Origin of the sequence: Sphaerisporangium fuscum, from assembly GCF_018531465.1 — a bacterium.
Lineage (GTDB): Bacteria > Actinomycetota > Actinomycetes > Streptosporangiales > Streptosporangiaceae > Sphaerisporangium > Sphaerisporangium fuscum.
In genome coordinates, this window is the sequence record NZ_JAHDTF010000050.1 from 1 (window position 1) to 14,319 (window position 14,319).

11 protein-coding genes are annotated in these 14,319 nt (G+C 70.5%); 7 read left to right on the forward strand and 4 right to left on the reverse strand.

The features are described 5' to 3' along the window. On the reverse strand, nt 1–1,330 hold a 1,330-nt coding region (locus KIK05_RS43170), incomplete at its 3' end, for a hypothetical protein (protein ID WP_214416719.1). A 620-nt stretch (nt 1,331–1,950) separates the two neighbouring features. On the opposite strand from KIK05_RS43170, the gene KIK05_RS43175 reads away from it, so the two are divergent. Then, entirely contained in the window at nt 1,951–2,784 is an 834-nt protein-coding gene (locus KIK05_RS43175) for an arginase family protein (protein WP_214416720.1), read from the forward strand. A gap of 275 nt (nt 2,785–3,059) precedes the next feature. Further along, nucleotides 3,060–3,458, forward strand: coding sequence for a RidA family protein (locus tag KIK05_RS43180; protein ID WP_214416721.1), 399 nt, complete (start codon nt 3,060–3,062; stop codon nt 3,456–3,458). A 110-nt stretch (nt 3,459–3,568) separates the two neighbouring features. Here the strand turns inward: KIK05_RS43180 and KIK05_RS48565 are convergent, their stop codons facing one another. Then, nucleotides 3,569–4,021 carry an ATP-binding protein gene (locus KIK05_RS48565; protein WP_214416722.1) on the reverse strand — a complete coding sequence of 151 codons (453 nt, stop codon included), beginning with the start codon at nt 4,019–4,021 and terminating at the stop codon, nt 3,569–3,571. A gap of 123 nt (nt 4,022–4,144) precedes the next feature. Here KIK05_RS48565 and KIK05_RS43190 point away from each other — a divergent pair, with 123 nt between their 5' ends. From KIK05_RS43190 to KIK05_RS43210, 5 genes are all read left to right on the forward strand, one after another. Then, nucleotides 4,145–4,966 (forward strand): helix-turn-helix domain-containing protein, encoded by an 822-nt coding sequence (locus tag KIK05_RS43190; RefSeq protein WP_214416723.1) that lies wholly within the window; start codon nt 4,145–4,147, stop codon nt 4,964–4,966. Next, entirely contained in the window at nt 4,957–5,151 is a 195-nt protein-coding gene (locus KIK05_RS43195; protein ID WP_214416724.1) for a DUF397 domain-containing protein, read from the forward strand. Before KIK05_RS43190 ends, KIK05_RS43195 begins: the two co-directional genes overlap by 10 nt. A gap of 346 nt (nt 5,152–5,497) precedes the next feature. Beyond that, entirely contained in the window at nt 5,498–5,887 is a 390-nt protein-coding gene (locus KIK05_RS43200) for a TraR/DksA family transcriptional regulator (protein ID WP_308250381.1), read from the forward strand. A gap of 325 nt (nt 5,888–6,212) precedes the next feature. After that, the gene (locus KIK05_RS43205; RefSeq protein WP_214416725.1) at nt 6,213–6,395 is read left to right on the forward strand and encodes a DUF6229 family protein; all 183 of its coding nucleotides are present in this window, start codon (nt 6,213–6,215) and stop codon (nt 6,393–6,395) included. 18 nt (nt 6,396–6,413) lie between these two features. Then, entirely contained in the window at nt 6,414–9,311 is a 2,898-nt protein-coding gene (locus KIK05_RS43210) for a type 2 lanthipeptide synthetase LanM family protein (protein WP_214416726.1), read from the forward strand. Between the two features lie 154 nt (nt 9,312–9,465). On the opposite strand, the gene dnaE is transcribed toward KIK05_RS43210, so the two are convergent. Together dnaE and KIK05_RS43220 are read right to left on the reverse strand one after the other, a co-directional pair. Beyond that, nucleotides 9,466–12,987: a DNA polymerase III subunit alpha gene (gene dnaE, locus KIK05_RS43215; protein ID WP_214416727.1), complete on the reverse strand. Its 3,522-nt coding sequence runs from the start codon at nt 12,985–12,987 to the stop codon at nt 9,466–9,468. A 90-nt stretch (nt 12,988–13,077) separates the two neighbouring features. After that, nucleotides 13,078–14,043, reverse strand: coding sequence for a chorismate mutase (locus KIK05_RS43220; protein WP_214416728.1), 966 nt, complete (start codon nt 14,041–14,043; stop codon nt 13,078–13,080). Nucleotides 14,044–14,319 lie beyond the last annotated feature (276 nt).

Sequence of the window (14,319 nt, forward strand, 5' to 3'; positions counted from 1 at the left end):
GCAGCGCCGCCGTCCCCTCGGCCGGGTCGCGCCGCTGCTCGGGCGCGGCGGCCGGCGCCATCGCGGGCACCGTCGCGGGTGCGGGCGAGGGGGCCGTGACGGGCGCCGCCGCCTGGACGACGGGCTCCGGCCGGACGGACGCTGCGGGTGCGGCCACGCGGACCGGCTCGGGCGCCAGCACCGACGGCCGGCTGTCCTCCGGCATCTCGACCAGCAGCCCGGTGGGGATGCTGACCACTGCCTGGACGCCGCCGAAGGCGCTCTTCTTGACCGTGACCTGCATGCCGTAGTGGGCGACCTGGCGCCCGATGGCGGCCCAGCCGGTGCGGGGCGGGTTTCCGAGGTCGGCCAGGCGGACGGGGTGGGTGCCGCTCAGCAGCCGGGTCGCCCGGGCGTACTGGTCCTCGTTGAGGCCGACGCCGGCGTCGTCGATGACGATGGCGGCTCCGCTGTTGGTCTCGTGCACGGCGATCGACACCTTGAGCGTGCCGTGGGAGTGGTGGACCGCGTTGGCCAGCAGTTCGGAGGTGATGAACAGCATCGGCTCGGCCGCGCGGGCGGCGACGCCGATGCGGCGGCGCAGGTGGTTGGCCGGGCCCTCGATGCGCTGCTCGAAGTTCTCCACACGGGAGATGGCGCCCACCACCAGGTCGATCAGGTAGGTGTCGTCACGCGACAGGCCGGGCGTGGCGCCACAGGCGATGCCGGTGACCTGCACGCGGCGGATGATGAGTTCGTTGAACATGTCGAGCCCGAGCACCTCGCGCAGCAGCGCGGTGTGCTCGTCGCCGCTGTAGCGCCGCTGCACGCCGGCGAGCAGGTCCTGGGCGCGCAGCGCCTGCGTCTGCACGCGGGACATCGCTCCTCTGACGACCGCCTGCGCGGCCTCGTCGATGCGCTCGGCCTCCTCGCGGACGCCGCGCGCGAGCGCGTCGAGGATGCCGCGGTGCTGCCGGTCGACGTCCGTGCCGGCCAGCGCGGGGTTCTGCACGCCGGGGACGACCACGTGGGGGGCGCGCAGGTGGGAGACCAGGGCGGGGATCCGCGTGGACAGCAGGTGCTCGGTCTCGGCGCGCAGCAGGTCCTGCTGGGCGAGAGCCTCGCGGAGCCGCTCCGCGGCGTCCTGTGCCTGGCGCTCCGCCTGCACCAGCCGCTGGTCCCGGGCGCCGGTCTCACGGGTCAGGTGCTCCTGCGCCTGGCGGGCCTGGGCCAGTTTCCGCCGGGCCTGGGCGAGTTCACGGCGTACACGCAGGTGGAAGAGCAGGACGCCCGCGAGGGCGAGGACGGCGACGCCGATCACTATCGGGACGCTGAGAGAGTCTGGCGGCATGACAGTCCTGAGGTCGGGGGGAGCGCGGCGGGAGATGTCGACCGCCCAAGAGCTTGCTAGCCGAGCATGTCGGCCTCATGAGGTGGCCGGCCGGGACCGGGTAGGAGTCGCGCGCGCCATCCCGCGCAGCAGGCACGTGCGAGTGCCCGTTGCGGCTGTGTTTCGGGCATGGCGGGGGCCAAGCGACATGGGCATCCTCGGTCTCACAAGAGCACTGGCCGATCAGGAACCCCAGTATTCCCGTTCTGTCACGATAGTCAACCGAATGTAAGGTAATCCTGCACGTGGCGATGCGTCCCACCGGGTGGACCGCCGCGCGTAAGCGAGTCGCCCTCGCTTTCTGTCAAGATCGTTGTCAACCGTCCGGCCGCGAGCCCGTCCCGGCCGAGCCTGCCGTCACCCAGGAGGCGCCCCTTTTCGGGCATGTTTTCGGACAGACCCGAGCAGACCTCAGCCGTACCGGCGACATGGATCGAAGGGCACCGGCGGCACGGCATGGACGCCTTACGCCGCCTGCCCGGCACGGATCGAAGGTGACCGCCGGGACGCCGCGCACCGCCGAAGGCCGAGTGCCGAACCCGGCCTCCCGCTCCCGGAGTGAGGTGTGCGATGCTCCGGCCATGCTTTCCACCATGGTCCTCCAGGTGCCGCAGTGGCAGGGTTCGAGCGTGGCCGATGCTCGTCGTCTCGCGCTCGGCGCCGAGATGCTCGCCCCTCTGGTGCCGGCCGGGCGCGTCGTCCAGGTACCCGTGCCGGACGCCGAGGGCGTCGAGCGGGACGGCGTGCGCGCCCTCGACGTGCTGACCGGCGTCGCCGCCCGGGCCCGGGCGGCCCTTGACGAGGTGAGCGGGGAGCCGGTGGTGACGGTCGGCGGGGACTGCGGGGTCGAACTGGAGCCGGTGTCGGCCGCGCTGACCAGGCACGGCGACGCGCTCGCCATCGTCTGGTTCGACGCGCACGGCGACCTCAACACTCCGGCGTCCTCGCCCTCTCATGCCTTCCACGGCATGGTCCTGCGCACCCTGCTGGGCGAAGGGCATCCCGAGCTGGTGCCGGGACGAGCGCTGAGGCCGGAACAGGTGATCCTCGCGGGTGCCCGCGCGCTGGATCCGTCCGAGGCGTCCTACGTGGCCGAGGCGGGGCTCGCCTGGCACTCCGTCGCCGACCTGACGGCGTCTCCGGACTCGTTGGTGTCAGCCGTGACGGCCACCGGGGCGACCGCCGTCTACGTCCACATCGACCTCGACGTGCTCGACCCCGGGACGTTCGGGTCGCAGAGCTACCCCGAACCAGGCGGCCTCGGCGTCGAGGCGCTGCGCGAAGCCGTACGTGCCCTCACGACCCGCTTCACACTCGCGGGCCTCGGCATCACCGAATACGCCCCACACCACGAGGAGGACCAGGCCGTGCTCGCCTCCCTCCTCCCGGATCTGCTCCCGGCCGACTCGCTGTAGAGGTCGCCTCCCTCTGCCGTCGCCTCGGCCGGCGATCCTTCACGGTCTCATCGCGGCCTTGTCACCGGGACCACGGTGAGCAAGTGATCCAGGCCTTTGAAGTCTTTGGGATCGCAGGTGTAAAGAGGGAGCCGGTTCGCGACGGCCACAGAGGCGATCATCAGGTCCGCTGTGCGGGCAGATGATTTAGCCCCGCCTAAACCATGTGACACGCCAGAGCCTCGTTGCCAGCATGAGTCGTCGTATCCACCCCCGCAGTGAGGAGTACTCCGGCAATGGTGAACCGTACGACCGTGCCCGCGCTTTTCCCGCCGCCCCGGTACGCGCACGCCGCCGTCGTGGAGGCGGGTGAGCGGCTGGCGTTCATGGCCGGCGCCGTGCCGCTCGACGCGGACGGCAACCTGGTCGGTCCCGGCGACGTCGCCGCGCAGACCCGGCAGGTCCTGGACAACCTCGCCACCGCCCTGCGTGCCGTCGGCAGCGACCTGCGGCACGTCATCGCCAGCACCGTCTACGTCGCCGGCACCGGGAACGCCGACCTGACCACGGCCTGGAACGTCGTGGAGGAATCCGAACTGTCCACGGGCCCGCACACCTCCACCCTCCTCGGCGTCTCCTTCCTGGGATACAGCGGCCAGCTCGTGGAGATCACCGCCACCGCCGTCGTCCCCTGACCGGCTTCGCCGACGCCGGGGCCGCACCCGCCGCTCACCGCAGGCCGCGACATCGGCATCGCCGTGGCCACAGCGGGCAGGCTCGTGCTCGGCCCTGGCGTAGCTCCCCCTCACGGAGTCACCTCGAACCACACCCGCCGTCCCGCCGCCTCCTGATCCCAGCCCCACGCCGAGGACAACTCCCGTACGAGCCAGAGCCCGCGGCCGCCCTCGCTGAGCGGGTCCACCTGGGCCGGAACCTGCGGAATGTCACCGTCCGAACCCTCGTCGACCACATCCACGCGCACGGTCCGGCCGTCGTCGTACACCCGCAGCTTCACCGTCCCGCCGGGCCTGCGGCCCGAGTTCGAATGCTTCACGGCGTTCGCGATCAGCTCTCCTACCAGGAGCTCCATGTCGTCGACGTCACGGCGCCCGGCCGCCAGGAGCAGCCCGCGCACGTAGGCGCGCGCGAGCGAGACCGAGCCGACCTGGCCGAGAAGCTCGACGGCGCCCAAGAGGTCCGTCGTCCGCACCACACGGCCTTCCGCCGCGCCCTCTTTCTTGTTCTCAGGGGAATTCACCCTCCAAAGAATGCGGACCGGGGATAGCTTTAACCAGAGAAATGGTCTCGCGTGGCGGCACATTATCCGCGAGACGACGAAGGCGTCGGTGAGGTTGCGTGAGATCCTAGGAGCAAAAGGGGCATGCCCAACCCAATTTCGATCAACCCGGAAGAATCACCGCAAGCTCGTTTCGCGTACGAGCTACGGCAGCAGCGACTCCAGGAGGGGTGGACCCAACTGCGGCTGGCTCGACGGCTCAACCTGGCGGTCAGCACCGTCGGCATGCTGGAGACCATGAAACGCAGGCCCGACCGCCGGTTCGCCGAGTCCTGCGACAAGGTGTTCAACCTGGACGGCGTCTTCCTCGAACTGTGGAAGAAGACGCAGTGGGATATGGCTCCGGAGCATTTCCGCGACTTCATGTCACTGGAGGCTCAGGCCTCGGCCCTTCAGATCTGGGATCCTCTTCTGGTTCCGGGGCTTTTCCAGACCGAGGCCTACGCCAGGCGGATATTCAACGATGAACCCGGTATCACCGGCGAACTCGTGGAACAACGAGTCGCCAACCGGATGCAGCGTCAAGCCATGCTCAGCCGCGAAAGTCCACCCATGATCTGGAGTCTCGTGGACGAAGGTGTCCTCCATCGGCCCATGGGCGAGGCGGACATGATGCGTGAGCAACTGGCATGGCTCCTGGAGCTGGCCAAGTATCCACGGGTGACGATCCAGATCGTTCCGTATTCCGCATGGTCCGCTGTCGGCCTTCAAGCATCCTTCACGATCGCTGAGCTACACGGCGCCCCGCACAGTGTGTACGTTGAAAGCGCACCACGTGGCATCACCATTGGAGAACGTGAAACGGTCACAGAGCTGGTGGGGCGCTACGACGCTTTACGAGCTGCGGCCCTCCCGAAGAACCTATCGCTCGGCATCATCAAGGATGTGATGGCGCAATGGACCTGAGCGGCGCGGAATGGCGTAAGTCCTCCTGGTCGAGCGGCGACGGCGGGACATGTGTAGAGGTGGCCTCGAACCTGCCCGGCATCATCGCCGTACGCGACAGCAAGAATCCCACCGGCCCCGCCCTCATCTTCACCCCCGCCGAATGGCACCGCTTCCTCACCTACGCGAAAGCCGGAGGATTCTGAGGCGACGAGGTTCATCCCTCGCCACCGTCCGTCGTACCGGGAAGGTCCCCCCCAGGCGGGCGAGCGGGGACAGGGCCATGAACAGCGGGGACAGCGCCAGCGTGACGGTGGTCAGGTGCAGGCTCGTGCGCAGGCCCAGCGCGCCGGCCAGGTGGCCGAAGGCGCGCTGCCTGACAGGCGTTCCGGACAACGACCACGCCCACGTACACGCACAGGAGCACTCGAGTGGCGACAAATGGTCCAAACGCCCACAGCACGAGGATGACCAGCGTCACCGAGCGTGCCGCATGCCCGGATCCGGCACGCCGGGGGACCTTGCGTAGGCTCGATGAGGAGGTGAGGCACCGTGACGGCGGATCGACCTCAGGACGCCGCGCTCTCCCCAGCGGAGCTGGAGACCCTGCGCGAGCTCCTCGGCTCCGAGCGGGAGCAGACCATGGCGCGGGTCGCTTCGCTGTCCCGTGACCGGGACGACATCGTCGAGTCGTCCTCTCTGGTCGCCACCGACGACGAGCACGATCCGGAGGGGTCGTCCACCGCCTTCGAACGCGCCCACGTGCAGGCGCTGCTGGACCAGGCCCACAGGCACCTCGCCGACCTGGACACGGCCCTGGAACGGCTCAGCGAGGGCACGTACGGCGTGTGTGAGAGGTGCGGCCGTCCCATCGCCGTCGAACGCCTGAGAGTCCGCCCGGCTGCAAGGACCTGCATCACCTGCGCCGTCGTCGGACGCTGAGCTCCTGTCGTCATCTCCCTGCACCCCGGAGCCAGAGGCCCCGGATGCGGTGCGGCGAGCATCATGTGGGGCGAGACGCGCCCTCAGGCGAGACGCGCTCTCAGGTGAAACGCGCCGAAAGCACCGTTTCGTCGGCTTCGACGACCTTTTGGGGTACGGCGCATGCAGCCGATCTTCGTCCACGATCAGGAGCCTTTTCGGCCACCGCTATAAGGCATTTATCGGCATTTAATTCAAATAACCGCCACAGCCGTCATGTATTGATTTTTCGTAACAGCTGGTTAGCGTGGTCCTGGAAACCCCTTGGCCCCGAAGGGAGCAGGAAATGCCTCTCGTGCTGGAACGGTCCGAAGAGATCATCGCCGCGTGGCGGGACGGTACCGCGTCCGACAACCCCGCCGGTCCGCTCATGTCGAGTGAGTACGCCGAGTCCGAGATCACCATGCGTGCCTTCGACACCCGGATCCCGAGCTCGTGCAGCGGCTCCCGCACCATCGCGTGCTGCTGATCGACGAAAGGTGAGACCGTGGCCGGGGACTTCGATCCGTCACTGGACGTCCTGACCGCACCGGCGCTGGCCGGGCTGGCGGCCAGGTTGGGAACGGTCCCCGGCCTCGCCGAGGCGGAGGCCCGCGTGATCTGCGAAGGGGCCGCCGAAGCCCTGGAGGAGACCGTCCGCCGCAAGGTCAACCGGGTCCTGCTGCTGGAACTCAACGCGGCCAGGATCAGGGGCGAGCTGACCGCGCCGACGCCGGAGCTCCGCTGGGAGGAATGGAGATCAAGGGTCTCGACACCGGAGTTCTGGCGATCGCTGACCCCGCACTACCCCACCTTGCCGTCCAGGCTCGGCGCGATCATCGCCAACAGGTGCGCGGCGGCCGAGGAGCTGGCCCGCAGGTTCGCCGCCGACCGCGCTGAACTGGCCGCGCTGCCGGACGGCCCGCGAGGCCGGCTGGTCCGGGTCGAGTTCGGAGCGGGGGACAGCCACCGCGGCGGGCGCACCGTGGCCCTCCTCCAGGGAACGGAGGGCCGCGCCGTCTACAAGCCCCGGTCCCTCGCCGTGGACGCGGCGCTGGCCCGGCTGATCGCCCGGCTGGCCGCCGGGACCACCATCCGGGTACCCCAGGTGCTGGAACGGCAGCGGTACGGCTGGGCGGAGCACGTCCGCCACCGCTACTGCGCCGGCGACGCGGAACTGCGGTCCTTCTACCGGGGCATCGGGCATTGGCTGGCGCTGATGCGACTGGTCGGCGGCAGCGACCTGCACGCGGAGAACCTCATCGCGGCCGGTCCCGCGCCCGTCGTCGTCGACTGCGAAACGATCTTCACCCCGTACCCCGCCGCCAAGCCCTCGGGGTACGGCGCCGCCGTCGACCGGGCGGCCGGCCTGCTCGGGGAATCGGTGCTGCGCATCGGCCTGCTTCCGGGACGAGGCGTCTCGCTCGGCTGGCGGGGCGTCGACATCTCCGCCGTCGGCGCGCTACCCGGGCAGCAGCCGTCCGCGTGCATGCCCGTCGTCGTCGACGCGGGCACCGACATGGCCAGGGTCGGCGTCGAGGAGGTCGAGATGGACGCGGCCGCCAACCATCCGAGCCCGGACCCGAGCCTCGCCCGCCACTGGGACCAGGTGCTGTCCGGCTTCGACGAACTGGCCGGGCATCTCGGATCACTGGACCGGCGTGGTGAGCTGGCCGGTCTGCTCGCGGACTTCGCCGGCTGCCCGATCCGGGTCGTGCTCCGCGCCACCGAGGCGTACGCCGAGCTGAGCCGCATGCTGTGGCATCCCGTCTCGCTGCACGACGAGGCCGCCGCGGTCCGCCGGGCGGCGCGGCTGCTGGCGGAGCAGGCCGAGCACCTGCCCGGAGCGCCGTCGGACCCCAAGGTGGTCGACGCCGAGGTGGCCGAACTGCTGGAGGGGGACATCCCCTTCTTCACCACCACGCCTCGCCGGGGCCGGCTGGACGGCCCCGGCGGGACCTTTTGGGGAGACGAGCAGGACCTGGTCGCGGACGCGCTGCGGTGCTGGCGCGAGCGTGACCCCGCCCTGGACCGGGAGGTGATCCGGTCGGCCCTGGTCAGCGCCTACCTCAACGAGGGGTGGCTTCCGGACAGCGGACGGCTCGGCGCGCCTCCCGTCCGCCACCATGACCTCGACCTCCGCCGGCGCCGGGCGGCCGCCGGCCTCGTCCGCCGCCTGCTGGACACGGCCGTCCAGGGCGACGACGGCACGGTCACCTGGATCGGGCCGGTGCTGAACGCGACCGGCTGGTCGGTGCAGCCGCTCACCCCCGACATGTACGGCGGGTCGTACGGCGTCGCCGTCGTCCTGGCCGCATACGCCCGCGAGACCGGGCAGGACAGGGCCGATGAGGTGCCGGGGCTGGACGCCCTCCTGGCCGGCCTGCTCCGCACGATCAGAATGGGCGAGGAGCAGGACGCCGAGTCGTCGCGCACCGGGCCGCGGCGCCGTCCCGACCCGCCCGGCGGCTACGTCGGCATCGGCTCGCGCGTCTGGGGCTGGCTGCTGCTGCACCGGCTCGGCGCGGTGGGCACGGAGGAGGCGACCTCCCGTGCCCGTGCGCTGGCGCGGGAGCTGCCGGAGGCGGTGGCCGCCGACGAGAACCACGACCTGCTCACCGGCATGGCCGGCGCCGTGGTGCCGCTGCTCCGCCTGGCGGAGCGCACCGGCGACCGTCAATGGGCCGCGGCGGCGCACGGCATCGGGGAGCGGCTGGCCTCGCTGGCCCGGGCCGGGGACGACGGGGCCCGCTGGCCCACCACCACCTACCCGCAGGGGCTGGGCGGGCTCTCGCACGGCGCCACCGGCATCGGCTGGGCCCTGGCCCGGCTCTCCGGCGCCGTCGGGACCGAGCAGTCCGGCACTCTGGCCGGCCAGGCGTCCCGGTTCGAGCGGTTCAACGCTCTGGCCGGCCAGGCGTTCCGTTTCGAGGAGTCGCTGTACGACCCGGCCGGGGGCGGCTGGCGGGACCTTCGCGAAGCGGACGACCCCCGCGTGACCTCCAGCGCGTGGTGCCACGGAGCCGGGGGCATCGGCGTCGTCGCGGCCGACCTGCTCGCCCGTGAGGACGACCGGCGCCACCGGGACGTACTGCGCCGCGCCGCCGCGTCGTGCTGGTCGCACGGTTTCGACTGGAACCACACGCTCTGCCATGGGGATCTGGGCAACTGGGAGGTCCTGCACCGGGCGATCGAGGTGGGCCTCGGCCCCGAGGGCCTGTCCCCGCAGGCCCTCGCCGCTCGGGTGATCGGCAGCCTGGAGCGGCACGGCCCGGTCAGCGGCCTGGCCCGCGACGCCTTCGCCCCCGGCCTGCTGTCGGGCGTGGGCGGCATCGTGTACCAGCTGCTCCGGATGCACCCCGAGAGCCGCCTGCCCTCCGTCCTACTGCCGGACCCGGAAGGATGAGCCGCCCGCCCGTCGTCGGCGTTCGATCCTCACCTTCGCAACCGGCCGGTCGCGTACGGCTTCTCCGTCGGCCCCGGCCCCGGCACGCCGAGCCCGGCTCCGCGGCGGTAGCCGGGCCGTCCCGGGTCCTCAGCGTCGGAAGGACCCGGGACCGTCAGCCGGCCAGGCAGGCCGGGCCGAGGAGTTGCTTCAGGTCGCCCATGAGGGCCGGGGAGGGGGCGACGCGCAGGCGGTCGTCCAGGCGCATGACGGTGGTCTTCGGGCCGTTGTGCAGCTGGAGGTGGACCTCGGTGGTGCCGCGGTGGGTGGTCAGGACCTCCTTCAGGCGGCCGATGACCGGCGGCGTGCAGCGGGTCAGCGGCATGCTGACCACCAGCGGCCCGTCGGTGCCCTGGGTCAGGTCGGGGGCGGTGACCTCCATGGCCACGATCTTGGCGACGTCCTCGCGCTTGTCGAGGCGGCCCTTGACGAACACGATGGCGTCCTCGGCGAGCACCGTGGCGCACAACTGGTAGGCCGACGGGAAGATCATGACCTCGATGGCGCCTTCGAGGTCCTCCAGGGTGGTCAGGACCCAGGTGTCGCCCTTCTTGGTGACCTTGCGCTGCAGGCCGGTCAGGATGCCGCCGACGGTGACGACCTGCCCGTCCGGACGGTCCTCCGACTGCAGCGCCGCGATCGAGCAGTCGGCGCCCGCCGACAGGATGTGCTCGACACCGAACAGCGGGTGGTCGGAGACGTACAGGCCGAGCATCTCGCGCTCGAAGACCAGCAGGGTCGACTTGTCCCACTCCCCCGGCGGGATCTGCACGTCGAAGGTCTGGTCCTCGGCGCCGTCGATCGCCCCGAACAGGGAGTCCTGGCCGATGGCCTCGTTCTTCTTGATGTCGATGATCGCGTCGACGGCCTGCTCGTGCACCATGACCAGGCCCTTGCGGACGTGGCCGAGCGAGTCGAACGCGCCCGCCTTGATCAGCGACTCGATGACGCGCTTGTTGCAGACGACGGCGGGCACCTTGCGCAGGAATTCCTTGAAGTCGCCGAAGCGGCCCTTCTCCTTCCGCGCGGCGATGATGCCGTCGACGACGTTGCCGCCGACGTTGCGGATGGCCGACAGGCCGAAGCGGATCTCGGTGCCGCGCGGGGTGAAGTCGAAGTCGGAGTCGTTGACGTCCGGCGGCAGCACCTTGATGCCCATGCGGCGGCACTCGTTGAGGTAGAGCGCCGACTTGTCCTTGTCGTCCTTCACCGAGGTGAGCAGCGCCGCCATGTACTCGGCGGGGTAGTTGGCCTTGAGGTAGGCGGTCCAGTAGGAGACCAGGCCGTAGGCGGCGCTGTGGGCCTTGTTGAAGGCGTAGTCGGAGAACGGGAGCAGGATGTCCCACAGGGTCTTGATGGCCGCGTCGGAGTAGCCGTTGTCCTTCATGCCCTGCTCGAAGGACTCGAACTGCTTGTCCAGCTCGGCCTTCTTCTTCTTGCCCATGGCGCGCCGCAGGAGGTCGGCCTTGCCGAGCGAGAACCCGGCGACCTTCTGCGCGATGGCCATGACCTGCTCCTGATAGACGATCAGGCCGTAGGTGGTGCCGAGGATGTCGGCCAGCGACTCCCTGAACTCCTCGTGGATCGGGGTGATCTCCTGCTGGCCGTTCTTGCGCAGGGCGTAGTTGGTGTGGGAGTTGGCGCCCATCGGGCCGGGGCGGTAGAGCGCGCCCACGGCGGAGATGTCCTCGAAGTTGTCGGGCTTCATCAGCCGCAGCAGCGACCGCATGCCGCCGCCATCGAGCTGGAACACGCCGAGGGTGTCGCCCCGCCCGAGCAGCTCGTAGGTCTTGGGGTCGTCGAGCGGAAGCTTCAGCAGGTCGATCCGGTTGCCGGTGTTGGCCTCGATCATCTTGAGGCAGTCGTCGATGATCGTGAGGTTGCGCAGGCCCAGGAAGTCCATCTTCAGCAGGCCGAGCGTCTCGCAGGTCGGGTAGTCGAACTGCGTGATGATCGCGCCGTCGGAGTCGCGGCGCATGATCGGGATGTAGTCGGTGAGCACCTCTCGGGACATGATCACGCCCGCGGCGTGCACGCCGGTCTGCCGGATCAGGCCCTCCAGACCCCGCCCGAGGTCGATGGCGGCCTTGACGTCGACGTCCTCCTCGTAGAGCTTGCGCAGCTCACCGGCCTCGTTGTAGCGCGGGTGGTCCTTGTCGAAGATGCCCGACAGCGGGATGTCCTTGCCCATCACCGCGGGCGGGAACGCCTTGGAGACCTTGTCGCCGAGGGCGTAGGGGTAGCCGAGGACGCGGGCGGCGTCCTTGATGGCGGCTTTCGCCTTGATGGTGCCGAAGGTGGCGATCATGGCGACCTTGTCGGCGCCGTACTTCTCGGTGACGTACCTGATGACGTCGGCCCGGCGACGTTCGTCGAAGTCGATGTCGACGTCGGGCATGGAGACACGGTCGGGGTTGAGGAACCGCTCGAAGATCAGGCCGTGCGGCAGCGGGTCGAGGTCGGTGATGCCGAGGGCGTACGCCGCCAGCGACCCCGCCGCCGAGCCTCGGCCCGGCCCCACCGGGATGCCGTTGGTCTTCGCCCACATGATGAAGTCGGCGACCACGAGGAAGTAGGAGGGGAACCCCATCTGGATGATGACGTCCATCTCGTACTCGATCTGGCGCTGGTGCTCCTCGTCGATGCCCTCCGGGAAGCGGCGCCGCATGCCCCGGTCGATCTCCTTGCGGAACCAGCTCTCCTCGGTCTCGCCCTCGGGGACAGGGAAGGTCGGCATGAGGTTCTTGAAGGTGAACATGCCGGTCGGGTCGACCTTCTCGGCGACCAGCAGGGTGTTGCGGCAGCCCTCGGCCCACAGCTCCGAGGAGTCGACGGCCCGCATCTCGTCGGCCGTCTTGATGTAGTAGCCGCTGCCGTCGAACCGGAAGCGGTCGGGGTCGGACAGCTGCTTGCCGGTCTGGATGCACAGCAGGGCGTCGTGGGAGGTGGCGTCGGACTCGTAGGTGTAGTGGGAGTCGTTGGTCACCAGCGGCGGGATGCCGAGCTCCTTGGAGATGCGGGTGAGCCCGTCGCGGACCCGGCGCTCGATGTCGAGCCCGTGGTCCATGATCTCCAGGTAGTAGTTCTCCTTGCCGAAGATCTCCTGGTAGCGCGCCGCCGCCGCGACCGCCTGGTCGTACTGGCCGAGACGCAGGCGGGTCTGCACCTCGCCCGAGGGGCAGCCGGTGGTGGCCATCAGCCCCTCGGCGTGCTCGGCGAGCAGCTCGGCGTCCATGCGGGCCCACTTGCGCACGAAGCCCTCGGTGTAGGCGCGCGAGGAGAGCTTCATGAGGTTGCCGAGGCCGGTGGCGTTGCGCGCCCAGATCGTCATGTGGGTGTAGTAGCCACCCGCCGAGACGTCGTCGCTCTTCTGGTGGGGCTCACCCCACAGCACGGGCTTCTTGTTCAGCCGCGACTCCGGCGCGACGTACGCCTCGATGCCGAGGATCGGCTTGATGCCGGCCCCCGTCGCCTGCTTGTAGAAGTCGTAGGCGCCGTGCATGTTGCCGTGGTCGGTGATCGCGATGGCCGGCATCTCGAGGTCGCCGACCTGCTTGAACATCTGCTTCAACCGCGCCGCACCGTCGAGCATGGAGTACTCGGTGTGAACGTGCAGATGGACAAACGAGTCAGCCATGCGGGCCGTCCCTTTCCCCTCGATCCGGTGCGGCGCATGAGATGCTACGCCGTGCCGGGCACCTCTCGGAGCACACCGGGCCCCCTGGTCTCAATCGTGATGCGGCCTCCCTCCGGCGAGCGCCTGCGCGTCCGCCTGGTCCTGGTTCGAGGGCTCCCGGCCATTCTCCCGCGCGGCGGCCCTGAGCTCCTCCGCCAGGTGCAGGCCGCCCTCGATGACGGCGTTCATGATCGGCGCGAGCCGGGCCTCGCCGAGACGGGGCGCGCGGCGGGCCATCGCCGCGACCAGGCGGCGCTCTCGGTCCATGTCGCGCCCGGCGAACCCGCCGACGGGCTTGAGCCGCTGGATGGTGCCGGCCAGGGCCGCCCGCCGCTCCAGCAGCACCGCCAGCGCCGCGTCGACCCGGTCGATGGCCTGCCGCGCGGCGGGGACGGCCGAGGGACGCTCCTCCCGCACCAGCGCACCCACGACGGTCACTGCCTCGCGGGCGGTCGCGACGGCCTCGGCGTCGGCCCCGGGGGCCAGCCAGAGGCCGTCCGCCCCGGCGGCCACCGCCGCGCCCGCGAGCCCGGCGTCCTCCCCCGGGGCGGCGAGGACGGGCCGTCCCGACCGCCTGGCCGCCCGGACGAGCGCCAGGTCCGGCCCGCCCGTCTCCCCCACGCCCTCGCACAGGACCACGCCGGCGGCGCCCTCGGCCGCGCAGCGGGCGGCGGCGTCCAGCCAGTCGTCCAGGCCGGTCCCGGGGGCGCGGAGCACGACGACCGGCAGGCCGAGCGCCGCCGCCGCGCGGGCCAGCGGGTCGCCGGTCTCGATCACCACGCCGTCGGCATGCTCGGCGATCTCGGCGAGGTCGGCCGCCGAACCGGGTTCCACCAGCAACGGCCCGTCCCACCCGGCCCTGGCCCGCGCCACCGCGCCGGGGCCCGCCACGCCACGCAGGCTCAGCCACCGCACGTCGGCCTCGTGCCCCTGCGCGAGGACGACCGCCGCGCCCTCCCCCACGATGACGCCGCCGATCCGTACGCCGTGCGTACCGGCCTGACCGTTCGATGACATGTCGGCTCCTTTTCGGACGCCGGCCGCGTCGTCCGCGAGCCGGCGGGGTTCGGAATAACGAAAAGGCAGAGACACCCATGTCTCCGCCTCTGTTGCCGGCTCCGGATGGTCGCTAGTTCATGCGCCTGCGACCGGCCCTCCCGGAGCCGGCCCGATAAACACGAAATAGCAAGTCATGCCAGCAAGATTAGCAGGTGCCTGTCACCTACTGGACGGCTGATCTCATATACCGGACGGTATGCCCGCCGCCGCGTTTGCGCCTGCCCAGCGCTATGG